27 protein-coding genes, 1 tRNA gene and 1 other annotated feature are annotated in these 22957 nt (G+C 34.8%); of the genes, 24 read left to right on the forward strand and 4 right to left on the reverse strand.

Annotated elements, in window-relative coordinates:
* The first annotated feature begins 108 nt into the window (after nucleotides 1-108).
* From C7P63_RS06635 to C7P63_RS06645, 3 genes are all read left to right on the forward strand, one after another.
* On the forward strand, nucleotides 109-1374 hold the full coding sequence (locus C7P63_RS06635; RefSeq protein WP_125943373.1) for a UDP-N-acetylglucosamine 1-carboxyvinyltransferase: 1266 nt from the start codon (nucleotides 109-111) through the stop codon (nucleotides 1372-1374).
* A gap of 16 nt (nucleotides 1375-1390) precedes the next feature.
* Nucleotides 1391-2686, forward strand: a complete 1296-nt coding sequence (gene rho, locus C7P63_RS06640; protein ID WP_125943374.1) for a transcription termination factor Rho — start codon at nucleotides 1391-1393, stop codon at nucleotides 2684-2686.
* A gap of 90 nt (nucleotides 2687-2776) precedes the next feature.
* Nucleotides 2777-3028, forward strand: coding sequence for a type B 50S ribosomal protein L31 (locus tag C7P63_RS06645; protein ID WP_125943375.1), 252 nt, complete (start codon nucleotides 2777-2779; stop codon nucleotides 3026-3028).
* Between the two features lie 46 nt (nucleotides 3029-3074).
* On the opposite strand, the gene C7P63_RS06650 is transcribed toward C7P63_RS06645, so the two are convergent.
* Nucleotides 3075-5024 (reverse strand): fructose-1,6-bisphosphatase, encoded by a 1950-nt coding sequence (locus C7P63_RS06650; RefSeq protein ID WP_243640809.1) that lies wholly within the window; start codon nucleotides 5022-5024, stop codon nucleotides 3075-3077.
* Nucleotides 5025-5197: 173 nt separating this feature from the next.
* On the opposite strand from C7P63_RS06650, the gene C7P63_RS06655 reads away from it, so the two are divergent.
* Entirely contained in the window at nucleotides 5198-5881 is a 684-nt protein-coding gene (locus tag C7P63_RS06655; RefSeq protein ID WP_125943376.1) for an O-methyltransferase, read from the forward strand.
* Nucleotides 5882-5925: 44 nt separating this feature from the next.
* On the opposite strand, the gene C7P63_RS06660 is transcribed toward C7P63_RS06655, so the two are convergent.
* Nucleotides 5926-5999, reverse strand: a tRNA-Arg gene (locus C7P63_RS06660).
* Nucleotides 6000-6316: 317 nt separating this feature from the next.
* Here C7P63_RS06660 and C7P63_RS06665 point away from each other — a divergent pair.
* The 14 genes from C7P63_RS06665 (at nucleotide 6317) to recN (ending at nucleotide 16451) form a co-directional block, all read left to right on the forward strand.
* Nucleotides 6317-6949 (forward strand): TetR/AcrR family transcriptional regulator, encoded by a 633-nt coding sequence (locus tag C7P63_RS06665; RefSeq protein WP_125943377.1) that lies wholly within the window; start codon nucleotides 6317-6319, stop codon nucleotides 6947-6949.
* 87 nt (nucleotides 6950-7036) lie between these two features.
* Nucleotides 7037-7113: a sequence feature (ribosomal protein L21 leader region), on the forward strand.
* A 19-nt stretch (nucleotides 7114-7132) separates the two neighbouring features.
* A complete protein-coding gene (gene rplU, locus C7P63_RS06670) occupies nucleotides 7133-7441 on the forward strand; it encodes a 50S ribosomal protein L21 (protein WP_125943378.1) in 309 nt (102 codons plus the stop codon).
* 21 nt (nucleotides 7442-7462) lie between these two features.
* Complete coding sequence (locus C7P63_RS06675) at nucleotides 7463-7807, forward strand: ribosomal-processing cysteine protease Prp (protein WP_125943379.1); 345 nt, start codon at nucleotides 7463-7465, stop codon at nucleotides 7805-7807.
* Nucleotides 7808-7820: 13 nt separating this feature from the next.
* Nucleotides 7821-8105, forward strand: a complete 285-nt coding sequence (gene rpmA, locus C7P63_RS06680; protein ID WP_125943380.1) for a 50S ribosomal protein L27 — start codon at nucleotides 7821-7823, stop codon at nucleotides 8103-8105.
* 121 nt (nucleotides 8106-8226) lie between these two features.
* Entirely contained in the window at nucleotides 8227-9291 is a 1065-nt protein-coding gene (locus tag C7P63_RS06685; RefSeq protein ID WP_207852997.1) for a M24 family metallopeptidase, read from the forward strand.
* Nucleotides 9292-9404: 113 nt separating this feature from the next.
* On the forward strand, nucleotides 9405-9962 hold the full coding sequence (gene efp / locus C7P63_RS06690) for an elongation factor P (RefSeq protein ID WP_125943381.1): 558 nt from the start codon (nucleotides 9405-9407) through the stop codon (nucleotides 9960-9962).
* 20 nt (nucleotides 9963-9982) lie between these two features.
* Nucleotides 9983-10408 carry an Asp23/Gls24 family envelope stress response protein gene (locus C7P63_RS06695; protein ID WP_125943382.1) on the forward strand — a complete coding sequence of 142 codons (426 nt, stop codon included), beginning with the start codon at nucleotides 9983-9985 and terminating at the stop codon, nucleotides 10406-10408.
* The gene (gene nusB, locus C7P63_RS06700; RefSeq protein WP_125943383.1) at nucleotides 10401-10847 is read left to right on the forward strand and encodes a transcription antitermination factor NusB; all 447 of its coding nucleotides are present in this window, start codon (nucleotides 10401-10403) and stop codon (nucleotides 10845-10847) included. Before C7P63_RS06695 ends, nusB begins: the two co-directional genes overlap by 8 nt.
* 106 nt (nucleotides 10848-10953) lie before the next feature.
* Nucleotides 10954-12294, forward strand: coding sequence for an exodeoxyribonuclease VII large subunit (xseA, locus tag C7P63_RS06705; protein WP_125943384.1), 1341 nt, complete (start codon nucleotides 10954-10956; stop codon nucleotides 12292-12294).
* A 2-nt stretch (nucleotides 12295-12296) separates the two neighbouring features.
* Complete coding sequence (locus C7P63_RS06710) at nucleotides 12297-12527, forward strand: exodeoxyribonuclease VII small subunit (protein WP_125943385.1); 231 nt, start codon at nucleotides 12297-12299, stop codon at nucleotides 12525-12527.
* A complete protein-coding gene (locus C7P63_RS06715) occupies nucleotides 12524-13444 on the forward strand; it encodes a polyprenyl synthetase family protein (RefSeq protein ID WP_125943386.1) in 921 nt (306 codons plus the stop codon). The genes C7P63_RS06710 and C7P63_RS06715 overlap by 4 nt, the downstream gene beginning before the upstream one ends.
* Complete coding sequence (locus C7P63_RS06720; protein WP_125943387.1) at nucleotides 13445-14266, forward strand: TlyA family RNA methyltransferase; 822 nt, start codon at nucleotides 13445-13447, stop codon at nucleotides 14264-14266. It begins immediately after the preceding gene.
* Between the two features lie 21 nt (nucleotides 14267-14287).
* Nucleotides 14288-14737 carry an arginine repressor gene (locus tag C7P63_RS06725; protein ID WP_125943388.1) on the forward strand — a complete coding sequence of 150 codons (450 nt, stop codon included), beginning with the start codon at nucleotides 14288-14290 and terminating at the stop codon, nucleotides 14735-14737.
* Between the two features lie 16 nt (nucleotides 14738-14753).
* On the forward strand, nucleotides 14754-16451 hold the full coding sequence (gene recN / locus C7P63_RS06730) for a DNA repair protein RecN (RefSeq protein ID WP_125943389.1): 1698 nt from the start codon (nucleotides 14754-14756) through the stop codon (nucleotides 16449-16451).
* Nucleotides 16452-16463: 12 nt separating this feature from the next.
* Here recN and C7P63_RS06735 read toward each other — a convergent pair whose 3' ends face one another.
* Nucleotides 16464-16580 (reverse strand): DUF4044 domain-containing protein, encoded by a 117-nt coding sequence (locus tag C7P63_RS06735; protein WP_125943390.1) that lies wholly within the window; start codon nucleotides 16578-16580, stop codon nucleotides 16464-16466.
* Nucleotides 16581-16639: 59 nt separating this feature from the next.
* Nucleotides 16640-17590, reverse strand: coding sequence for a magnesium transporter CorA family protein (locus C7P63_RS06740; RefSeq protein WP_125943391.1), 951 nt, complete (start codon nucleotides 17588-17590; stop codon nucleotides 16640-16642).
* A 145-nt stretch (nucleotides 17591-17735) separates the two neighbouring features.
* On the opposite strand from C7P63_RS06740, the gene C7P63_RS06745 reads away from it, so the two are divergent.
* The 6 genes from C7P63_RS06745 to mraY all read left to right on the forward strand — a co-directional run bounded on the left by C7P63_RS06745 (nucleotide 17736) and on the right by mraY (nucleotide 22945).
* Nucleotides 17736-18104: a DUF3397 domain-containing protein gene (locus C7P63_RS06745; protein ID WP_125943392.1), complete on the forward strand. Its 369-nt coding sequence runs from the start codon at nucleotides 17736-17738 to the stop codon at nucleotides 18102-18104.
* Nucleotides 18105-18271: 167 nt separating this feature from the next.
* Nucleotides 18272-18703: a division/cell wall cluster transcriptional repressor MraZ gene (gene mraZ / locus C7P63_RS06750; protein WP_125943393.1), complete on the forward strand. Its 432-nt coding sequence runs from the start codon at nucleotides 18272-18274 to the stop codon at nucleotides 18701-18703.
* A gap of 29 nt (nucleotides 18704-18732) precedes the next feature.
* Entirely contained in the window at nucleotides 18733-19680 is a 948-nt protein-coding gene (gene rsmH, locus C7P63_RS06755) for a 16S rRNA (cytosine(1402)-N(4))-methyltransferase RsmH (RefSeq protein ID WP_125943394.1), read from the forward strand.
* Nucleotides 19681-19702: 22 nt separating this feature from the next.
* Nucleotides 19703-20077, forward strand: coding sequence for a cell division protein FtsL (locus C7P63_RS06760; RefSeq protein ID WP_125943395.1), 375 nt, complete (start codon nucleotides 19703-19705; stop codon nucleotides 20075-20077).
* Nucleotides 20074-21966 carry a penicillin-binding transpeptidase domain-containing protein gene (locus C7P63_RS06765; RefSeq protein WP_125943396.1) on the forward strand — a complete coding sequence of 631 codons (1893 nt, stop codon included), beginning with the start codon at nucleotides 20074-20076 and terminating at the stop codon, nucleotides 21964-21966. The genes C7P63_RS06760 and C7P63_RS06765 overlap by 4 nt, the downstream gene beginning before the upstream one ends.
* Before the next feature lie 13 nt (nucleotides 21967-21979).
* Complete coding sequence (gene mraY, locus C7P63_RS06770) at nucleotides 21980-22945, forward strand: phospho-N-acetylmuramoyl-pentapeptide-transferase (RefSeq protein ID WP_125943397.1); 966 nt, start codon at nucleotides 21980-21982, stop codon at nucleotides 22943-22945.
* Nucleotides 22946-22957 lie beyond the last annotated feature (12 nt).

A 22957-nucleotide genomic window follows, 5' to 3' on the forward strand; every position in this document is an offset into this window, starting at 1 on the left:
TTTTTATTAAGGTAAAGTATGGTAAAATGATGACGGTTTATTGACTATTTGTTAATAAACGCCATCAAGACTTAAATTGATGAAAGATCTTAAGGAATGAGTGAAAATATGAAAAAATTTGTCATAAATGGTGGCCGACCTTTAAAAGGAGAAGTGACCATCAATGGAGCTAAGAATAGTGCAGTAGCTTTAATTCCTGCAGCTATTTTAGCTGATTCCCCGGTTATCCTTGAAGGTGTCCCCGATATCAACGATGTTTATTCTTTGAAAGAAATTTTAGAATTAATGGGTGTATCTGTTACATTTAAGGACAACACCATGATTATTGATCCGACTCACATGATTTCTGTCCCAATGCCAAGTGGAAAAATTAATAGTTTACGTGCTTCTTATTACTTTATGGGAGCTTTATTAGGTAAATTTGGTGAAGGTGTGGTAGGACTTCCAGGTGGTTGCTACTTAGGGCCTCGTCCTATTGATTTACACATTAAAGGATTTGAAGCTTTAGGAGCAGATGTAAAAACTGAACACGGAGCGACTTATTTAAAAGCACCAGAAGAAGGTTTAGCTGGAACTCGTATTTTTATGGATATGGTATCCATTGGTGCGACAATTAATGTCATGTTAGCAGCTGTTAAAGCAAAAGGTAGAACAGTGATTGAAAATGCGGCGAAAGAGCCTGAAATTATTGATGTAGCGACTTTATTAAATAATATGGGAGCTAAAATTAGAGGGGCAGGTACGGATGAGATTAGAATTGATGGAGTGGAAACACTTCACGGTTGTAGACATTCTATTATTCCTGACCGAATTGAAGCAGGGACCTATCTTTCTTTAGCAGCAGCTTTAGGTGAAGGTGTTTTAGTTAAAAATGTGATTCATGAACACATTGAAAGCTTCTTATCTAAATTAGAAGAAATGGGTGTGCCAATGGACATTGGAGAAGATTCTATTTATGTTCATCCAGCATCTGAGTTAATTGGAGTAGATGTTAAAACCTTCCCGTATCCTGGTTTTGCAACAGATTTACAACAACCTATTACTCCTTTGTTGTTAAAAACCACAGGAGATAGTGTCATTGTAGATACTATTTATCAAAAAAGGATTAATCATGTGCCTGAATTGGCAAGAATGGGTGCAGATATTCGGACAGAAGGTAACATGATTATTATGAAAGGGCCAAATAAACTTCACGGAGCAGAGGTTAAAGCAAGTGATTTAAGAGCAGGAGCTTGTTTAGTCCTGGCAGGTTTAATGGCTGAAGGAACAACTAAAGTCTCTAATATTGAATACATTTTGCGAGGTTATGATCAAATTGTAGAGAAATTAACTGCATTAGGTGCAGACATTCGCATGGTTAATGAAGACGAATAAGAATAGAGGATTGTCTATGAAAGATTATTTAACGATGAGTGAGTTAGAAAATAGCACACTGAAAGAAATTTATCAGTATGCTCGTGAATTTAAAATTCCCTACTATAGTCAAATGAATAAAAAAGAACTTTCTTTAGCAGTCATTCGAGCACAGGCAGAAAAACAAGGATTCTTCATGATGGAAGGGATTCTGGATATTGTCACAAATGAAGGATATGGTTTTTTACGCCCAATTAACTATTCTCCAAGTCAAGAAGACATTTATATTTCTTCTTCTCAGATTAGACGATTTGGTCTAAGAAATGGAGACAAAGTATCAGGTAAAGCTCGTCCACCTAAAGAGTCGGAAAGATATTATGGTTTAATGCACGTAGAGGCAGTTAACGGAAAAAATCCAGAAGAATCTAAAGAACGGCCTCACTTTCCAGCCTTAACTGCTCTTTATCCAAATAGACATATGATACTAGAAACAACGCCCAATCGTTTGAGTACACGGATGATGGACTTGTTTGCTCCAGTTGGTTTTGGACAAAGAGGGTTGATTGTAGCACCACCAAAAGCAGGGAAGACTTCTGTAATTAAAGAAATAGCCAACGGGATTACTGAAAACTATCCTGAGATTGAGCTGATTGTGTTACTGATTGATGAACGACCTGAAGAAGTTACAGACATTGAAAGAAGTGTTAAGGGAGACGTGGTGTCTTCTACATTTGATATGATGCCACAAAACCATACTAGAGTAGCAGAACTTGTGTTAGAGAGAGCGATGAGATTAGTAGAAGATAAACGAGACGTAGTTATTTTGATGGATAGCATTACTCGTTTAGCTAGAGCCTATAACTTAGTCATTCCGCCTAGTGGTAGAACTTTAAGTGGAGGGATCGATCCAGCAGCTTTTTATAAACCAAAACGTTTCTTTGGAGCAGCTAGAAATATTGAAGAAGGTGGCAGTTTAACCATTTTAGCTACTGCCTTAGTAGATACAGGAAGTCGAATGGATGATGTGATTTATGAAGAATTTAAAGGAACTGGTAATATGGAACTTCATTTATCTCGGGATTTATCTGAACGTCGGATATTCCCAGCTATCGATGTGAAAAAATCTGGTACGCGAAAAGAAGAGTTATTGATGGCTCCAACTGCTTTAGAAGAAGTTTGGAAATTGCGTCATAATATGACAGGAGACGCTTTAGAGTATACTGAGCAACTGTTAAAATTTTTAAAACGCACAAAAAATAACCAGGATTTTTTTGAAAGTTTTAAAGATGTTTCTTTTAACCGAGGTTCTTATATAAAAAGTTCAAAAAGATGATTGTCATTGATTTTAAAATATGTTAACATTAGACCGTTACAAAAATAAACTCTGAAGCAGCAAATGGTTCAGGGCAAAGGAGAGAAAAACATGAAAGCAAATATCCATCCAGATTACCGTCCAGTAGTTTTCATGGATACAACTACAGGATACAAATTCTTATCAGGTTCTACAAAGAACACTGCAGAAACAATTGAATGGGAAGATGGTAATACATACCCATTACTACACGTTGAAATCAGTTCTGATTCACATCCATTCTATACAGGCCGTCAAAAATTTACACAAGCAGACGGACGTGTGGATCGTTTCAACAAAAAATATGGTCTTTCAGACAAATAAGCTTATTAAAAAAAACCACTTCTTGGAAGTGGTTTTTTTGTTTAGATTAAGAGTGTTCTAAAAAGTCAAAGTCTTCTCTATGAGTTAACAAGCTTTCTAAAAAGTCGATTTCTGCTTGAAGGTGTTTGCCTGTGTTAGTATCTTTTACTTTTTTACGATGTAATACTCGGTCTACTAATCGTTTAGTAGAAATAATATCTGTTCGTTTACAAATAGCATCTTTTTTCGTGTAGAAAGGCTGATGGGCAACTAACTGCATACCATAGGAGTTATAAACAAGGGTATACCCAGCAATTCCTGTAGTGGAATGATATGGCTTTGAAAAGCCACCGTCGATGACGATCATTTTCCCACCTGCTTTAATTGGATTTTCTCCGTTAATTTCTTTGACTGGTGTATGACCGTTAATAATATGGCCGTCTTGAGATTTTAAGCCAAACTCATGCAAGATTTTTCGACAAACATCCTCTTGATTTCGCAAAGTAAAGTAAGGATTTTTTTCTTCTTTATGTGTGGTTTTATCTTGAATGAAGTAGCGTTCAAAGGTAGTCATTTCATTTTTACCAAATAAAGAAGAAGATTCTCCTGTCCATAAATACCACACTAAGTCTTTAGCTAAATCATTGTGAGTATGAGGATGGGTATAACTAAGCCGTAAAGCTTTTTCAAACATATCTAGTAAGGCTTTTCCTTTCAGCTGCTTTTCTTTGATGGTTAAAGACTTAAAGTCACCTGTTTCAGTCATAGGGATACATCCATGAATTAAAAGATTATTGTTATAAAGGGTGTAGATTTCACCTTTTTCCATGATAAAGCGAATATGTCGCTGTAGTTTTTCTGATTTTAAAAAGACTTTCAATAAGTGATTAATGACACTTTGCTCTTCTTTCGTTAACTGATCTGGATTAGCTGGATCAATGGTTTGAAAACAAGTATGTTCAAGTGGATAAGTGTTTCCTTTTAAGTGAATCTGTTGGGTGTCCCAGTCGATTTGCTGTAAAAGGAGTCGGTGATCCATGTTAAACTCAGGTCGCCGTTTAATCAGTTGAGATTCTAGTTTAAACTGCATAATAGCTACCGCTTGATGCATTTGGGTAATCTGTAAGGATTCTTCTGGGGATAGCTTAGCTCCTTTAGCCACTTTTGGTCTAAAAGCTGGATTATCTTGATAAGTTTTTTCAGCAAAAGTTAGTAAAGGTCTTAAATTAATCCCGTAAGTGTCCTCAATAATTTCTAAATTATTGTACCTAGCAGAAATACGTAAGACATTCATGATACAAATGTCTGAGCCTGAAGCTGCACCAATCCAAGTAATATCGTGATTTCCCCACTGAATATCTACTGAGTGATGATCAATTAAGGCATCGATAATTTTATCTGGGGCAGGGCCTCTATCAAAAATATCTCCTACAATATGTAAATGGTCTACTACCAAACGTTGAATAGAATAGCATAAACCAATCATCATATCATTGGCTCTTCCTAGACGAATGATTTCATGAATCAGTTCATCGTAATAATCTGATTTGTCTTCATCATTTTTTTGCCGGTATAATAATTCTTCAGTAACGTATTCAAAGCCTTTTGGTAAAGCCTTTCGGACTTTTGAGCGAGTATATTTTCTTGAAACAAAAAGCATTAGTTCAATGAGACGTTCAATGGTTTGATAATACCATTGTTTCAATTCTTCTGGGGATTTATGTTCTTCCTGTTCTTTAATGATTTCTTCAGGATAGTAAACTAAAAAAGCAAATTCATTTTGCTCCATTTGATTGAGACAGTGATTAAATGTATAGCGAATTTTTTCTTTAATGCTTCCCGAAGCATTTCTTAATACATGCTGAAAAGCATCGTATTCTCCGTGAATATCACTGATAAAGTGTTCTGTTCCTTTAGGTAGATTTAAAATCGCTTTCAAGTTAATGATTTCTGTCATGATTTCTGATTTTGGAGGAAGGGTCATTCCTTTTTGAAACCAATCTATTTTATTTTTCATAAGTCACCTCAAGCATACCAATTTTTTACTGACGTTTATATAATAGGGTGTTTATCTAATTATGTCAACTATACCATTTATGTATTTTATACCTTAATTCTTTTACTTATTTAGAAATTGCGCTTTGAAATAGTTTTTCGTATAATAACAACGTATGTAAAGGAGAGAAATGAATGCAAAATAGAATGATGGACTTACCTGTTGTCCAAAAAAATGTGTTAGAGGCAATGCGAACGAAACAAAAACCTTTAACAGGCAAGTTAAAAGAATTAGAAGAACGAGCTCATGAAGAAAGAATTCCCATTATTCCTCATGAAACAGTGGTGTTTTTACAGTTTTTATTAACACAAGTGAAACCTAAACGTATTTTAGAAATTGGAACAGCGATTGGGTTTTCTGCTAGTTTAATGGCAGAATGTTTACCAGAGGATGGACAAGTGGTGACCATTGACCGATTTGATGTAATGATTAATAAAGCTAAACATACGTTTAAACAAATGGATAATGAAGACAAGATAACTTTGTTAGAAGGCCAAGCTTCTGATATTCTGCCAGAAATAAAAGAGATGTACGATTTTATCTTTTTAGATTGTGCTAAATCAAAATATATTGAATTTTTACCTATTTGTTTAGAACATTTACGAGTAGGTGGTGTCATCATGATTGATGATGTTTTTCAGGGCGGAACAGTTTTTGAGCCGATTGAATCTATTCACCGAAGTCAAAGGGCGATTCACCGAAAACTAAATGAGTTATTTGATAAAACCTTAAACCATCCGGATCTGACTGCTAGTTTATTACCATTAGGGGACGGGGTGTTACTTTTAACAAAGTTGCAAGAGGATATTGTGTTATAAAAATAAAAAAAGAGTTTGGCTTAAGCCAAACTCTTTTTTTATGACGTCACAGGAGGGATTCGAACCCCCGACCGTTCGCTTAGAAGGCGAATGCTCTATCCAGCTGAGCTACTATGACAAATTTTTAACAACAGGTATATTGTATGCAATAAAACAAGAAATGTCAACAAAAAAAATAAAAAAATGTTTTTTTATTTTTAACCTGGATAATTTAAAAGTAAATAAACAGCTCATTTATACTTGGACAAGTGAGAAAGTAACTAGACAATTATTAGAAATTGGTCTAGCTATCAGATAGTTTAAGATTGTGTTACAATGTTTGGAAAATGTAGACAAATCGCTTTTTCCCCTATATACTAGTTAAGAAATTATGAGAAGCTTTTTATGTTCATTCTCATAGTTAACGCTTTATAGAAACAGAGAAGAGGAACAAAGATGATAAAAGTTGATCCACGTGTTATAAAAACTAGAAACAAATTACGTGAAGCCTTTTTAGACTTGTTAAAAACCCATAAACTTAGTCAAATGAATGTAAAAGATGTGACCAATAGTGCTCGTGTTACTCGAGGAACTTTTTATTTGCATTTTAAAGATAAAACTGAATTTGTCCATGTGATGATGGAAAGTCTAATTGAAGATTTTGTCCAAGCTCTTACAACTCAGTCAAACAAGTCGTCGTCTTCATTATCAGATGATTTGTCAGACACTCAACCAACTGCTGAGTATCCTGTCATCTATTTACAAAATGCCTTTGATTTTGCAGAACAACATCCTACTTTTATAAGTGCTCTACTAACAGAGGAAGCTCGTCCTTATTTTTTAGTGATTAAAAACAAATTAGGTGAATTGATACAAGAGTACATGAGCTTTCAGGAAAAAAGTAATAAAAAATATCCAGAAGATTTATTGTATAGTTATTTGACTTATACCTTAATTGGCGGCTTAAATAGCTGGCTAAAAGAAGGTAAAATTTATGCTAAAGGCTATATGGCACAAAATGTGTATGATATTTTACAGTCCAATATGATTCATGACTTACATTTAACAGAATTTTTTCAAATATCTTAGAAAAAGAAATGAAAAAGAGCAAACTGTCAAATTATTCATTGACTTGTCTGCTCTTTTTTGGTATGATTTTTTTGTTGTATTGTGGGCACCACACTACAACCGCACAAAATAAGTATTCAGTACACAAACCTGTGTCGCTTACGCTGGCGAGTCTAAGTAAATTATAAGGAGGTGCTTTGAATAATGTACGCTATTGTTAAAACTGGTGGTAAACAAATCAAAGTTGAAGTAGGTCAAGCTATTTATATCGAAAAACTTGACGCTGCTGCAGGCGAAAAAGTAGTATTTGATGAAGTTATCTTAGTTGGCGGCGAATCTACTAAAGTAGGTACTCCAGTCATCGAAGGAGCAACTGTTGAAGGAACTGTTGAAAAACAAGGAAAACAAAAGAAAGTTGTTACTTACAAATACAAACCAAAAAAACATACTCATCGTAAACAAGGTCATCGTCAACCATATACAAAAGTTATGATTGATGCGATCAACGCATAAGAATGAAAGAAGGCAATGGATATGATTCAAGGGAAGATTATTCGTGAAACTGATGGTCGTGTCGTTAGTTTTGAACTAACAGGTCACGCAGAGGCTGGTCCTTTTGGCAGTGATATTGTATGTGCAGCTACTTCTGCTTTAACAATTAACGCAGTCAATGGGGTAGAAGCTTTAGCTGGCTTTACTCCGCTGGTGGAAACAGATGAACAAAATGGAGGTTATCTTCGTTTTGAAACTGTAGAAGATATCACCCAAGAACAATCTAATATTGCCCAAATCATTCTAGAGAATTTAGTGTTAGGTTTAACTAACATTGAAGAACAATATTCTGAGTATATACAGATTCAGACATATACTAAGCACTAAGGAGGTGCAACACATGTTAAAAATGAATTTACAACTTTTTGCCCATAAAAAAGGTGGCGGTTCTACTGCCAACGGACGTGATTCTCAATCAAAACGTCTAGGGTCTAAAAGTGCTGATGGCCAAACTGTAACAGGTGGATCAATTTTATACCGTCAACGCGGAACTAAAATTTACCCAGGTGTGAATGTTGGTAAAGGTGGAGACGACACATTATACGCAAAAGTTGATGGTGTTGTTCGTTTCGAACGTAAAGGCCGGGATAAAAAACAGGTTTCTGTTTACCCAGTTGCCCAATAATAATGACTAAAACTAAGAGTAACCTTTAAAAAGGTTGCTCTTTTTTGTTTGGTAGTGTTAATCTGGTAGCTATTTTGATATAATGAAAATGATATAAAAAAGTAGAAAGAGGGTAGACTAGATGATTCATCGTATTGAAAAATTAAGAACTGAAATGAGACAAAAGAACATCCCGGCTTTCTTAGTAACTAGTCCATATAATTTACGCTATGTTACTGGCTTTACAGGGACAACTGGTTTAGCCGTTATCACTTTAGATAAAGCGTATTTTGTCACTGATTTTCGTTATACAGAACAAGCAAGCAGTCAATGTGAAGGATATGAGATTGTCCAAAATAAAGGACCTATCTATGATGAAGTAGCTGATATCATTGATCAAGATCATTTAGAAGGAATAGCCTTTGAGGAAGATCATGTGTCTTTTGCTACCTATACTCGCCTAGATGAGATGTTTGGTTGTGAGTTAATTCCTGTTGCTGGCATTATTGAAACGTTAAGAGAAGTGAAAGAAGAAGTAGAAATTTCTACCATTAAACAGGCTTGTGCTATTGCAGATGAAGCCTTTCAACATATCTTAACCTTCATTAAGCCAGGTGTAACAGAAATAGAAGTAGCTAATGAGTTAGATTTTTATATGCGCTCTAAAGGAGCTTCAGGTGTTTCCTTTGAAACCATTGTAGCAAGTGGTTTACGTTCAGCTATGCCTCATGGTGTGGCAAGTGAGAAAGTCATTGAACGTGGAGATTTAATCACGATGGATTTTGGTTGTTACTACAAAGGTTATGTGTCAGACATGACTAGAACGGTTGCTTTAGGAGATCCAGGAGAGAAATTAAAAGAAATCTATCAATTAGTATTAGATGCTCAGTTGAAAGTGATTGACGTCGCAAAACCGGGTATGACTGGTGTAGAATTAGATGCTGTTGCGCGTGATTATTTTGCTTCTAAAGGGCATGCAGAAGCTTTTGGCCATTCTTTAGGTCATGGCATTGGATTAGAGATTCACGAAGGACCAAATGTTTCTAGATTAGCTGAAAAGAAATTTGTTCCAGGAAATGTAATTACAGACGAACCAGGCCTTTATTACTCAGGACTTGGCGGGGTAAGAATAGAAGATGATTTATTAATCACTGAAACAGGTAATGTTGTATTGACCCATTCACCGAAAGAATTAATCATTTTATAAACTTAACTAAAGTAAGAGAAGTAGGGCTGATTTAATTAAGTAAAGTTTTTCATGGCAATGGTAAAAAAATCATGATAAACTAAGCTACAGATTAGTTTAGTAGGAGGAAATATATGATTTCTGTAAATGACTTTAAAACAGGTTTAACAATTGAAGTAGATGGCGGAATTTGGCGTGTGGTAGATTTCCAGCACGTTAAACCAGGTAAAGGTGCTGCATTTGTTCGCTCAAAATTAAAAAATTTACGAACAGGTGCTGTCCAAGAAAAAACTTTCCGTGCAGGTGAAAAAGTTGCTAAAGCACAAATAGACAATCGTCAAATGCAATATTTGTATGCTGATGGAGATAGTTATGTTTTCATGGATACAGAAAATTATGAACAAATTTCATTAAGTGAAGATCAAATTGAAAATGAATTGAATTACTTGTTAGAAAATAGTACATGTCAAATCATCATGTACGGAACAGAAACAATTGGTGTTTCATTACCTAACACAGTTGAATTAGAAGTAAAAGAAACAGAACCAGGTATTAGAGGAGATACATCTTCTGGTGGTTCAAAACCTGCAACAATGGAAACTGGCCTTGTAGTACAAGTTCCTTTCTTTGTTAATGCTGGGGATAAACTAATTATTAATACAGATGATGGGTCTTATGTTTCTCGTGCTTAAAAAGATAAGGAGGGGTATGTATGGCAGTTGATACAAACCTTGTGCTTGAGAACGGACAAGAAAATTTAGAAGGCGAAATTATTATTGCGCCTGAAGTGATTGAAGTAATTATTGGAATTGCAGCCAGCAAAGTTGAAGGGGTCTACGCAATGCGAGGCAACCTTGCGAGTAATGTTGGAGAGTTATTTGGTAAATCAGCTCATGGTAAAGGCGTTTATTTAGACGTTGAAGAAGATGGGTTAAAAGTTAATTTATATTGTTATCTAGATTATGGAGTATCTGTACCAAAAGTTGCATTAGACATGCAAGATAAAGTAAAAGAACAAGTTTTATTTATGACAGATATTGAGTTAGTAGAGGTTAACGTTCACGTTGTGGGCATTGTACCGGAAAAAATAGCTAGTCCTAGTTTAGAAGACTTATTAGGTACAGAAGAGGATGAATAGTGTGAAGTTAACTCGTAGAGAAATTAGAGAGAAAGCTCTTCAAGCTTTATATCCATTTGATTTTAATCAAGAACTAACTAAAAGCGAAACAATTCGCTATGCTCTTGAATATAATCAAGAAGAGATCATTAGTGAAGATCAAGAAGAGTTTATCCCTCAGTATTTGGATCAATTAGTTTCAGGTGTTTGTGAGCATCAAAAAGAATTAGATGAAAAAATACAAGCTAATCTAAGAGGTTGGTCTTTACCAAGACTAGCTAAAACTGATGTCATTATTATGCGAATTGCTATATATGAAATGCTTTATGTGGAAGATGTTCCTACTAAAGTAGCTTTAAATGAAGCAGTAGAATTGGCTAAAAAATATAGCGATGATAAATCAAGAAAGTTTGTTAATGGTGTTTTATCTAATGTTGCGAAAATTATAGAAGAAGCGTAATAAAAAGCACGTACATTTTTTGATGTATGTGCTTTTTTTATGGCGTAGTTAGTGAGAAGATATGCTAGAATATAAGACGACATGGATTTTAGAAAGAGGTGAGTAAATGGAAACTAATTATTTAACGGTAAGTGCTTTAACTAGCTATATTAAATATAAATTTGATGCTGATCCTTATTTAGGTAAAGTTTTTTTGACTGGGGAAATTTCTAATTTTCGCTTACGGGCAAATGCCCATCAATATTTTAGTTTAAAAGACGATCGAGCTAAAATTTCCGCAATTATGTTTAAGCAAGCTTTCCAAAAGTTACCATTTGAGCCAAAAGAAGGAATGAAAGTTTTGGTAGTTGGTAGAATCTCTCTTTATGAGCCTAGTGGCAATTACCAAATTTATGTAGAACGAATGGAACCAGATGGAATCGGTGCTTTGTATCAAGCTTTAGCTGAGAGAAAAGAAAAATTACAAAAAGAAGGCTTATTCTCAGGGCCTAAAAAGATATTACCTCGTTATCCTAAAAAAATAGCCATTGTGACAAGTCCAAGTGGGGCAGTTATTCGAGATATCATCACAACAGTCAAGCGGCGCTATCCAATTGTTCAATTGGTACTATATCCAACAGTGGTGCAAGGAGATAAATCTGCTAGTAGTATTTGTCAAAATATTCAAAGAATCGAAGCAGATGGCAGCTATGATACCTTGATTTTAGCTAGAGGTGGCGGCTCTATAGAAGATTTGTGGCCGTTTAATGAAGAACAAGTGGCTAGAGCTATTCATGAAGCTAGTGTACCTGTTGTTTCATCAGTAGGGCATGAAACAGATACGACTATTGCTGATTTGGTAGCGGATGTTCGTGCTGCAACCCCTACTGCAGCTGCAGAATTGGCTGTTCCTGTTTTGTCAGAAGAGCTGCAAAAAATTAACTTACTTGAAAATAGATTGACGCAAGCTTTTTCTTATCAGTTAAAAAAAGCGAATCAACAGTTAATGACTTATCAGCATTCATATATATTTGAGCAACCTCAACGGCTATACGAAGGATTTTTGGTTAAGTTAGATTTATATAATCAACAACTAAATCGGCAATTTTCTAAACATATCGGAAAAAATAAAGAGGAGTTAACTCAATTAGACCGTCGACTTATTCACTTAAATCCTCAACCTAGTTTAGACAGACAGGGGCAACAACTTGCTTACTTAACCGAACGTCTACAAAAAAGTATGGAACACTTGCTAGTTTATCAGCAAGATCGACTAGCCAATGAAATCGCCAGCTTAGATATGCTAAGCCCTTTAAAAACAATGGCAAGAGGCTATACTTATGTGACAGATGATAAAGAACAAATCATATACTCAGTTCAAGATATGAAAGAAACAGATACGATTACTATCCATCTTCACGATGGACAAGTTACCGCGAATGTATTACAAACTAGAAAGGATGACTAAATATGAAACAAGATATGACGTTTGAAGAAGCCATGGCTTCTTTAGAACAAATCGTTCAATCTCTTGAAAAAGGAGATGTGCCTTTAGAACAAGCTCTTACTCAGTTTCAAGAAGGAATGAAATTAAGTAAGTTTTGTCAGGATACCTTAAATCATGCAGAAAAAACGTTGACTCAAATGATGACTGAACAGGGGGAACCTGTTATTTTTGATAAAAATGAGGAAATCGAATGATTACTCAAAAAATATTTCAAAAGGAATTAGTCGCATTAGATGAATGGCTAGTAACCTATTTAACTAAAACAAGTACAGAGCCGGTTTTATTAGAGTCCATGCTTTATTCTATTCAGGCAGGAGGTAAACGATTTAGACCGTTACTGTTAATGGGAACTGTTGACTTTTTTGGTGGAACCATTCATCCAGGAGTTATTCAAGTGGCGGCGGCTCTTGAGATGATTCATACCTATTCTTTGATTCATGATGATTTACCTGCGATGGACAATGATGATTTAAGAAGAGGAAAACCAACTAATCATATTCAGTACGGAGAGGCTATCGCTATTTTAGCAGGAGATGGCCTACTAACTGAAGCGTTTCAAATGATTGGAGAAAGTCTGGATTTGACAGAACAAGAAAAAGTTTGGTTAATGACTGGTTTAGCTAAAGCAAGTGGCACTAAAGGAATGGTTGGGGGACAAGTAGGAGATTTAGCTGGAGAACATCAGCAGCTTACTGTTGAACAGTTGGCTAGCATTCATCACCGAAAAACAGGTGCGTTAATCGAATACGCTGTTGGAGCTGGAACTTATTTAGGGTTACCACAGGAAAATTTTACCTGTTCTAATCATCAGATTATGGAAGATATGACGTGTTTTGCCCAACATTTAGGATTAGCTTTCCAAATTAAAGACGATATTTTAGATGTGACAGGTTCAGAAGCCTTGTTAGGTAAACGAGTACAAAAGGATCAAACCTTAGAGAAAAATACTTATCCTGCTCTACTCGGTTTAACAGGGGCTAAGGCTAGTTTAACCAATGAATTAGCTAGTGCTAGAAAAGCACTTCAAACAGTAGAGAGTCTAATAAAAACCAGTAGTAATCATTATTTACATCAATTAATTGATGGTTTAGAAGAGAAAGATGGCGAATAAATGAAAAAAGAACGAGTAGATGTATTGGTGTTTCAACAAGGATTAAGCGAAACACGGGAACAAGCGAAACGATTAGTTATGGCTGGTTTAGTTTATGATATGAAAAATGAGCGTATGGATAAACCGGGAGACAAAATTCCAGAGGGAACTGTTCTGCAGTTAAAAGGAGAAGGTATTAAATATGTTTCTCGTGGCGGGTTAAAACTAGAGAAAGCCTTAGAAGTGTTCGATATTAGTATGCAGGATAATATCTTGTTAGATATTGGAGCTTCTACAGGAGGTTTTACAGATGTTGCCTTACAAAATGGGGCTATCATGAGTTATGCTTTAGATGTTGGATATAATCAACTATCTTGGAAATTAAGACAAGATCCTCGGGTTATAGTTATGGAACGAATGAATTTTAGATATGCTAAGCCAGCAGACTTTACCGAAGGAGTACCAGACATTGCAACGATTGATGTGTCTTTTATTTCTCTAGAACTTATTCTACCGGTACTTAAAACTATCTTAAAAAGTGAAGGAGATGTGGTGGCATTAATAAAACCACAATTTGAGGCAGGTAAAGAATTTGTTGGAAAGCATGGGGTAGTAAGAGATAAAGAAGTTCATGATTTTGTTATTCGGAAAATATTGAATTTTGCGATATCAGAAGGCTATGAAGTGCTAGCTCTTGATTACTCTCCTATTAAAGGTGGAGAAGGAAATATTGAGTTTTTAGTCCATTTACGCTGGCATGAACAATTTGTGCCAACTGAAATCAAGGTCGAGGAGCTAAGTCAACAAATTGTTACGAAAGCTCACGAGCAGCTTCGTAAATAAAATAAATAAGGGGAGTGTTATATGAAAAAGTCAGAACGTCATGAGTTAATGCGTCAGTTAGTGACAGATTATCAAATTGAAACCCAAGAAGATTTTGTCCTTTTATTAAACCAAAAAGGAGTCCTTGTGACGCAAGCAACGATTTCAAGAGATATTAAAGAATTACAGTTAGTCAAACAAAATCATAACGGACGTTTTTACTATACACTCCCCGTAGTGAAGCCTTTAGGCAATAAACAAAAGTTGCATAAAATGTTACAAGATTCCTTAATTCAAAACAAACAAATGGATAAATTAGTTGCTTTAAAAACAATCCCAGGAAGTGCTCCAGCTTTGGGGTTGTTGATTGAAGACATTTATGATACCCAATTATTTACCCTATTAACAGACGATAGTAAAGTTTTGATAATCTGTTATACAGAAGAGTCTGCTAAAAACCTACACGATATATTTGAACAAATAAGAGTTTAATGAAGGTGATTGAGTTATGTTACAAGAATTATCTATTCAAAATTTTGCTATTATTTCAAGTTTGTCCGTATCTTTTCAGCAAGGAATGACGGTATTAACAGGAGAAACAGGGGCGGGTAAATCAATTATTATTGATGCAGTCGGCTTACTTGTTGGTGGTAGAGGTTCTGTGGATTTTATTAGAGAAGGGGCCAACAAGTGCATTATTGAAGGTCAGTTTCTTTTACCAAAGCAAACAGAATGTTTAGATTTACTAGAAAAACTAGAAATTGATACCTCAGATCAGATGTTAGTGATTCACCGCTCCATTGATAAAAATGGTAAAAATGTTTGCCGAGTGAATAATTCCTTGGTAAATATTGGCACATTGAAACAAATTGGTGTTTATTTGATAGATATTCATGGTCAACATGAACATCAGGAATTACTTAATCCAGAGAGTCATTTAAATTTATTAGATACATATGGTACGTTGAAATTAGCGTCACTAAAAAAAGAGTATCAAGACGTATATGTTAAGTATGTGGAAAGTCATAAGAAAGTTTCACATTTAAAAAATAATGAACAAGCTTTTGCTCAGCGTTTAGATATGCTGCATTATCAATGTGAGGAAATCGAAGCTGCCGAACTTCAAGTGGGAGAAGAGGCTGCCTTAGTTGAGGAAAGACACCGCTTATTGAATTTTCAAAAAATTGCCGATGCTCTAGGGAAAAGCTATGCCGCTTTACAAGAAGGTGAATTAAGTGGGATAGACCGAATTGGTGTAGCTATGAATGAGATGCTAGACATTGAATCTTTGGATTTAGAATTTAAAGCTATTTCAGAGTTACTACAAACTAGCTATTATCAATTAATGGAAGCCTCTAGTCAGATTTCAGGCTCTTTGGAAAACATGGAAATGGATCAAGAACGGTTGGAAGATATTGAAGGACGTCTAGATTTGTTAAGACAATTAAAAAGAAAATACGGTCATACAGAAGAAGACATATTGGCTTATTATGAAAAAATCACAGAGGAATTAGCTGTTGTTCAATCAGATGAGTCTCATTTGGATGAATTAGAGCAAGAATGCCAGTTGCTTTTTGCTCAAGCTAAAGAGTTAGCAAGGAAACTAAGTGATAAAAGACAAGAAGTCGCTAGAGAATTAGAAAAAGAGTTAATGAAGCAATTGCAAGAGTTGTATATGGAAAAAACGGTGATTCAAGTTCAGCTAAAAGCACAGCCAGACAAACTAACTGATAGTGGTTTTGATAAGGTTGAATTTTTTATCTCGACAAACTTAGGAGAGTCGTTAAAACCATTGGCGAAGATTGTTTCCGGAGGGGAATTATCTCGAATTATGTTAGGGATGAAAACCATTTTTTCTAAAAAACAAGGTGTTACGAGTATTATTTTTGATGAAGTGGACACAGGCGTGAGTGGACGTGTAGCCCAAGGGATTGCTAATAAGATTTACCGAATTTCTAAAAATTCTCAAGTGTTGTGTATCACTCATTTACCTCAAGTTGCAGCTATGGCAGATACTCAGTATTATATTGCTAAACAAGTTGAAAAAAATCGAACTATTACCCAAGTAAGCCAATTAACCAAAGAAGAACGAATTCAAGAGCTATCTAGAATGTTAGCTGGGGAGCAGATTACTCATTTAACCCAAGAACATGCAGAAGAATTATTACAATTAGCTGATGCAGAAAAGAAAAAGGAAGAAGCCTAGGCTTCTTCCTTTTTAATTCATAATAGCAATAATCGCAGAGACAACAGCTGAACCTAACATGGAAATTAACATAATCCAAATAACAATTTTAGTAATTTTTTCTAATTTACTTGGTTTCTTCTTGTTCATAGACGCACTCCTTTATATACACCTAAATTATACCGATAAACTGATTTTTCGCAACTAAATTAAAAAAATTTATGGAATCTTAACCACCAAATAGTTAAAATACTTAGAGCGAAAGTGGCAAATGTGAGCCACCAAAACATATTATCTTCATTAGCAAAAGGTAATTTAACATTCATGCCGTAAACCCCACCAATAATCGTTGGAATGGTTAACACAATAGTAATAACAGTTAAAACTTTCATGACAATGTTCATGTTATTAGAAATAATGGCAGAAAACATATTGCCTAATTGATTTAAGACTTGAGCTTGAATGTCTGCTGAACTGATCGCTTGTTTAGTTTCAATCATAATATCAAATAATAAAGCATGTTCTTCTTTAGTATGGAATAAAATAGGGGAAGTACTCATTAAGCGGTAAATCGCTAAGTTTTGTTCTAAGGCCGCATCAAAGTAAATCAAGCTTTTTTGCATATCCATGAGTTGATATAATTGCTTGTTCTCAGTGGCATTTTGCAATTCTGCTTCTAGTAAATCTGTTTCAGCACTAATCGTTCGAATGTAGTAGTTAAAAAGACTAGCAAAATACCAAGATAATTTTAGGGTAACCGCTTCATATAAGTCGATATTTTGCGGTAGTTTTAATTTTGAGGCAAACATCTCTTGAATAGAAAGAGATGTATTAGAACTAGTAACAATAATATTTTGGGTAAAAATGATACTAAATGGCAAAGTTTCAAATTGTTTATAACCGCTTGGACTAGTTCCGGCTGTAGGGTATTGTAAAATTAATAAAACAGGATGATCAAAGCTTTTTTGGTTCAAGTGCTCTTGTCTGGAAATTTCTTGATTATCTAACACAGCGGTTAAGTAGTCCAAAGGTAAATGATAAGTCGAAGTTAATTCTTCTATTTCCTCTAGAGTTGGTTTTTCTAAGTGAATCCAATTAGTTTTTTCAGGAGTGGACTCACTTAATTGAAGCTGCTTATTTAAGGCATAATAACTTTTCATTAGTTGCTCACCTCTTGAGTATGATAGTATAAATGGTCATTAGGGAATTTTTTTGTTTTTATTACAACCTAGTCATCTAATTGATACAATTTTGTAACCAAGATTGGGTATACTAGGTTAGTATAAATTAGAAAGGATCATGTATATGAAATCTGTTTCATTTATTTTGCTTTTTTGGTATATATTTCCAGCAATTTTGTTATTTGCTTGTAATTATATTGTCCAAAGAATGTCTTTATTTAAAAAATATAAAATTAAATCACCAGACATAGCTACGCCATTTCTTTTTATTGGGTTAAGTCAAATATCAACCTTAACATTTTCTGTATCAGCAATCCCTTATCTAGTGCTAATGATTAGCTTGTTAGGAATCATTATAGCAGTTAGCTATGCTAGATATTACGGATATATTCAGTATAAGCGTTATTTTAAATTGTTTTGGCGAAGTGTGTTCCTACTAGTTTGTTTATTTTACTTGATATTAATCGTAACAAGTCTATTCTATCACAAATAAACATCTAATAATAAGTAACTAATCAAGTTAAGTTACTTGTTGTTTAAATAATCAAAAAACCCTCTTTTTATTTTTTAAAGTTTTTCTTTTTCTTCTAATACTATGTGGTAGAAAGTGGGGGAATGTGGTAGACTAGATTTATTAAGTGGATAATTGAGGGAATCTATATGTTTATGGGAGAATTTCAACATAATATAGATACAAAAGGAAGACTAATTATACCTGCTAAATTCCGTGATGAATTAGGGGCTCAATTTGTTATTACTCGAGGCATGGATGGTTGTTTGTTTGGCTATCCTTTAACAGAATGGCAAAAACTTGAGAAAAAATTACAAAGTCTCCCTTTAACTAAAAAAGATGCTCGCGCTTTTGTTCGTTTTTTTTACTCAGCTGCAACTGAAACTGAGTTAGATAAACAAGGACGAGTCACTTTACCTTTAACACTTAGAGAATATGCAACTTTAACTAAAAACTGTGTCATTATCGGGGTTTCTAACCGAATAGAGATATGGAATGAAGAAAAATGGCAAGAATTTTCAGCTGCAACAGCTGAAAACTTTGATGAAATTGCCGAAACAATGATAGATTTTGATTTTTAAATGCAAATTTAGAAGGGATTATCGACATAATGGAAGAGACTTTTGAACATAAGACAGTTCTGTTACATGAAACAGTAGATCAATTAAATATTAAAGAAGATGGCATCTACGTTGATTGTACATTGGGGGGAGCAGGACATAGTCGGTATCTATTGTCTCAGTTGTCTGATTCTGGACATTTATATGCTTTTGACCAAGATAAAACCGCAATTAAACATGCTGAAATAGAATTAAAAGAGTTTGTAGACCGAGGAATGGTAACCTTTGTTCATGCTAACTTTAGACAGATCAAGGAAAAATTATCTGAATTGTCTGTTACAGAAGTAGACGGTATTTTATATGATTTAGGTGTATCTTCTCCGCAGTTGGATGAGGCAATGCGTGGTTTTAGTTACCACCAAGAAGCGCCTTTAGACATGAGAATGAATCAAGAAGCAGCTTTAACTGCTAAAGAAGTAGTGAATCATTATACCTATGAACAACTAGTTAAAATTTTCTTCCGTTACGGAGAAGAAAAATTTTCTAAACAAATTGCTCGTAAAATCGAAAAAAGACGGATGGAACAGCCGATTGAAACGACAGGAGAGTTGGTAGAGTTAATCAAAGAAGGTATACCTGCTCCAGCCAGACGTAAAGGTGGTCACCCAGCTAAGCGTGTGTTCCAAGCAATTAGAATTGAGGTAAACGATGAGCTTTCTGCTACTGAAGATTCTCTTGAACAAGCGATTGAGTTGTTAAAACCTACTGGACGGATTAGTGTAATCACTTTCCACTCTTTAGAAGACCGCTTAGTTAAAACGATTTTTAGAGAATACAGTCAACCGAAAGACACACCACCAGGTTTACCGGTGTTACCAGAAGACTACCAAGCTATTTTAAAACTTATTAATAGAAAGCCAATTCTTCCAAGTGAAGAGGAATTGATTCAAAATAACCGAGCTAGAAGTGCAAAACTAAGAGTTGCTGAGAAGCAATAAAAATTAGAAAGGGGACACACCAGTGGCTGAACTAAAACAACAACATCATTTTGAATACAACAACACCCCCCTTCCACGAGAAGAACAACAATTAGAAGTAAAACAACATCCGAAACTGATAAAAAATAAATTTTCCAAATTAGAAAAAGTAATCGTATCCGTTATTTTAACGGTCTTTTTGATGTTAGCAGTAGCAACTGTAAGATTAACTACCACTATAGCCAAATCTGAAGAAACTATTTCTCAAATTCAGTCAGATATTTCAACTAAAGAACATCAAATTAGTGAGTTAGAACAACAAAAAAATGAATTGTCTAGTGTTGAAAGAATTAAACAAGCAGCTGAAAAATCTGGCTTGGAAGCTCATGAAGAAAGCATAAGGAAAGTGACAAAATGATTTTTTTGAAAGAAATACCAAACTATGTTAAAAAACATATTAAAGAGAAAAAATTGCCTGCAAGTGAAAATAGGTATCGTTTTGGCTCTCTTTTAATTTTACTCAGTGGCCTTATCTTTTTTTTCTTTATTGTCAGATTTGTCTATATTGTATCTGTTGGCCGTGTAGGAACAGCTTCATTGAATGAAAAAACCCAACAACTATATCAAGGTAGTAGCGTTGTTAAAGCAAAACGGGGCACCATCTATGATCGGAATGGTGAACCAATTGCTCAAGACGCTACTTCTTATTCGTTATACGCAGTATTAGATAAAAAACACTTAGGAATAGCCCAATCTAATGGTAAACGAGAAAAACTGTATATTCAAGAAAAGAGCATAGAAGATGTAGCCAAGGTACTACATAAAATTTTAGGCATAGATAAAAAATTAGTGCGTAAACAACTTGCACAAGGTAAAAATGGGGTTAAGCAAGTCGAGTTTGGCTCTAAAGGGAAAAATATTTCATTTGCTAAAAAACAAGAAATAGAAAAAGCGTTGCAGAAAAGTCAAATCAAAGGGATTTACTTTAATGATCACCCAGCTAGAATGTATAAAAATGAAGTATTTGCCTCTCATTTAATTGGTTATGCACGATTTGCAGATGAAGATAATGAAGAAAAAGGGCTAGTTGGCGTGATGGGACTTGAGCAAGCTTACAATAAAGAATTAAGTGGAACAGACGGAAAAGTCGTGTACCAAAAAAATAACCGCCAAGAGCGCTTGCCTGGAACTGTAGTAGTAGATAAAGAAGCAGTAGATGGTAAAGACGTGTATACAACTCTTGATACTGGAATGCAAATTTATTTAGAAGACTTGATGAGTCAGGTTTATGATGAATATCAACCAGAAGGAATTACCGCAACTTTGATGGAAGCTAAGACAGGTAATATCTTAGCAGCTAGTCAGCGCCCTACTTTTAACCCACAAACAAAAGAAGGATTAGAAGGAGGAGAAAGTGCACCTTGGCGTAATTTGCTGATTGAGGAGCCTTTCGAACCAGGTTCAACGATGAAAGTATTCACCGTTGCCTCAGCAATTGATCAAGGAAAATTTGACCAAAATGCAGGGTTTATGACAGGTAAAATCGATGTGGACGGGACACCTATTAATGATCACATCATAGGTGGACGTGGTTGGATGTCCTTTAGACAAGGATTTGCTTGGTCTAGTAACGTTGGAATGGTTCATGTTGAGCAAAATATGGGGGCAGGTTGGCAAGAATATCTTAAACGTTTTAAATTTGGCCAAAGTACTAATTCTCATTTAGCCAATGAAAATGCTGGATTAATTCAAACTAAAACTAGTGTAGATAGAGCCATGACCTCCTTTGGACAAGCAATTTCTGTAACTAATTTTCAAATGCTACAAGGATTTACAGCGATTGCTAATCAAGGTAAAATGATGAAGCCGAATTTTGTGGATCGAATTGAAAGTTCTACTGGTAAGAAAAAAATGATTGGACCACAACAAGTTGGCCAACCAATTAAGTCAAGTACTTCTAAAGAAGTGTTAGATATGATGACAGATGTTGTAGAAGATGAAAATTTCGGAACAGGTTATGGCGTGTATAACATTGATGGTTATAGAGTATCAGCTAAAACTGGAACAGCCCAAATTTTTGAAAATGGGCGCTATATTCCAGGACATTATTTACAATCAGTGGTCCAAATAGCTCCTACTGAACACCCAGAATATATTGTCTATGTAACGATTAAAAAGCCAGCAGTTGGCGCTCCTGCTTCTAAAATGGTTGCTACTATTTCTAATGCTATGTTGAAACGGGCTTTAGATACAGATGTTAGTCATTTACATACAAAAGTCAAATATCAAAAAGAAAAAAGTAAGTAATGGGAGATTAGTTATGGAGTGGACAAAAATTTTTTTACCAATTGCAATTAGCTTTGCAATAACAGTGACAATTATGCCGTTTTTTATCGGCTATTTTCACAAGAAAAAACAAGGACAGTCAATTAGAGAAGAAGGACCTAAATGGCATCAAGTTAAAGCAGGTACCCCTACAATGGGAGGGTTTGTATTTTTAGTTGCTATTTTAGTGACCTCAATTATTTTTGCTTTTGCTTTTCGTGTGTTTAGTCCAAGTTTATTAATGGTGTTGTTTATTTTAGTTTTATATGGAGCTTTGGGTTTTTTAGATGATTTTATTAAAATATTCAAACATCGGAATATGGGACTGAATTCTAAGCAAAAATTAGTCGGACAAATTGTAGGTGGAGTAGTTTTTTATTTTATCTTTAAGCTACAAGGGTTTCCAGATGTTCTTTACCTACCTGGCTTAGGAGATATTCATTTAAGTCTGATATATGGGTTGTTTATGCTATTTTGGTTAGTTGGTTTTTCTAATGCAGTCAACCTGACTGACGGACTAGATGGTTTAGTTGCCGGTTTAGGAACAATTTCTTTTGGAACTTACAGCATTATTGCTTGGAACCAACAACAATTAGATGTGTTCGTTATCTGTTTAGCTACAATGGGTGGTTTACTAGGTTTCTTTTTATTTAATAAAAAGCCTGCCAAGATATTTATGGGAGATGTAGGGTCTTTAGCTTTAGGTGGTATGTTAGCAGCTATTTCGATTTTACTACACCAAGAATGGACTCTTTTATTAATAGGTTTGGTTTATATAATAGAAACTTTAAGTGTGATGATTCAGGTTACTTCGTTTAAGTTAACAGGTAAACGAGTGTTTAAGATGAGTCCAATTCATCATCACTTTGAGATGTCCGGTTGGTCAGAATGGAAAATTGATATTGTTTTTTGGATAGTAGGATTAGTGATGTCCACTATTACTTTAATGATTTTATACTAAGGGGAGTAAACA

This window comes from Vagococcus humatus, assembly GCF_003950325.1.
Classification (GTDB): domain Bacteria; phylum Bacillota; class Bacilli; order Lactobacillales; family Vagococcaceae; genus Vagococcus_C; species Vagococcus_C humatus.

Bases quoted from the DNA above. Each gene is read 5' to 3' on its own strand.
- C7P63_RS06635 (WP_125943373.1), top strand. From the start codon at position 109: ATGAAAAAATTTGTCATAAATGGTGGCCGACCTTTAAAAGGAGAAGTG.
- rho (WP_125943374.1), top strand. From the start codon at position 1,391: ATGAAAGATTATTTAACGATGAGTGAGTTAGAAAATAGCACACTGAAA.
- C7P63_RS06645 (WP_125943375.1), top strand. From the start codon at position 2,777: ATGAAAGCAAATATCCATCCAGATTACCGTCCAGTAGTTTTCATGGAT.
- C7P63_RS06650 (WP_243640809.1), bottom strand. From the start codon at position 5,024: ATGAAAAATAAAATAGATTGGTTTCAAAAAGGAATGACCCTTCCTCCA.
- C7P63_RS06655 (WP_125943376.1), top strand. From the start codon at position 5,198: ATGCAAAATAGAATGATGGACTTACCTGTTGTCCAAAAAAATGTGTTA.
- C7P63_RS06665 (WP_125943377.1), top strand. From the start codon at position 6,317: ATGATAAAAGTTGATCCACGTGTTATAAAAACTAGAAACAAATTACGT.
- rplU (WP_125943378.1), top strand. From the start codon at position 7,133: ATGTACGCTATTGTTAAAACTGGTGGTAAACAAATCAAAGTTGAAGTA.
- C7P63_RS06675 (WP_125943379.1), top strand. From the start codon at position 7,463: ATGATTCAAGGGAAGATTATTCGTGAAACTGATGGTCGTGTCGTTAGT.
- rpmA (WP_125943380.1), top strand. From the start codon at position 7,821: ATGTTAAAAATGAATTTACAACTTTTTGCCCATAAAAAAGGTGGCGGT.
- C7P63_RS06685 (WP_207852997.1), top strand. From the start codon at position 8,227: ATGATTCATCGTATTGAAAAATTAAGAACTGAAATGAGACAAAAGAAC.
- efp (WP_125943381.1), top strand. From the start codon at position 9,405: ATGATTTCTGTAAATGACTTTAAAACAGGTTTAACAATTGAAGTAGAT.
- C7P63_RS06695 (WP_125943382.1), top strand. From the start codon at position 9,983: ATGGCAGTTGATACAAACCTTGTGCTTGAGAACGGACAAGAAAATTTA.
- nusB (WP_125943383.1), top strand. From the start codon at position 10,401: ATGAATAGTGTGAAGTTAACTCGTAGAGAAATTAGAGAGAAAGCTCTT.
- xseA (WP_125943384.1), top strand. From the start codon at position 10,954: ATGGAAACTAATTATTTAACGGTAAGTGCTTTAACTAGCTATATTAAA.
- C7P63_RS06710 (WP_125943385.1), top strand. From the start codon at position 12,297: ATGAAACAAGATATGACGTTTGAAGAAGCCATGGCTTCTTTAGAACAA.
- C7P63_RS06715 (WP_125943386.1), top strand. From the start codon at position 12,524: ATGATTACTCAAAAAATATTTCAAAAGGAATTAGTCGCATTAGATGAA.
- C7P63_RS06720 (WP_125943387.1), top strand. From the start codon at position 13,445: ATGAAAAAAGAACGAGTAGATGTATTGGTGTTTCAACAAGGATTAAGC.
- C7P63_RS06725 (WP_125943388.1), top strand. From the start codon at position 14,288: ATGAAAAAGTCAGAACGTCATGAGTTAATGCGTCAGTTAGTGACAGAT.
- recN (WP_125943389.1), top strand. From the start codon at position 14,754: ATGTTACAAGAATTATCTATTCAAAATTTTGCTATTATTTCAAGTTTG.
- C7P63_RS06735 (WP_125943390.1), bottom strand. From the start codon at position 16,580: ATGAACAAGAAGAAACCAAGTAAATTAGAAAAAATTACTAAAATTGTT.
- C7P63_RS06740 (WP_125943391.1), bottom strand. From the start codon at position 17,590: ATGAAAAGTTATTATGCCTTAAATAAGCAGCTTCAATTAAGTGAGTCC.
- C7P63_RS06745 (WP_125943392.1), top strand. From the start codon at position 17,736: ATGAAATCTGTTTCATTTATTTTGCTTTTTTGGTATATATTTCCAGCA.
- mraZ (WP_125943393.1), top strand. From the start codon at position 18,272: ATGTTTATGGGAGAATTTCAACATAATATAGATACAAAAGGAAGACTA.
- rsmH (WP_125943394.1), top strand. From the start codon at position 18,733: ATGGAAGAGACTTTTGAACATAAGACAGTTCTGTTACATGAAACAGTA.
- C7P63_RS06765 (WP_125943396.1), top strand. From the start codon at position 20,074: ATGATTTTTTTGAAAGAAATACCAAACTATGTTAAAAAACATATTAAA.
- mraY (WP_125943397.1), top strand. From the start codon at position 21,980: ATGGAGTGGACAAAAATTTTTTTACCAATTGCAATTAGCTTTGCAATA.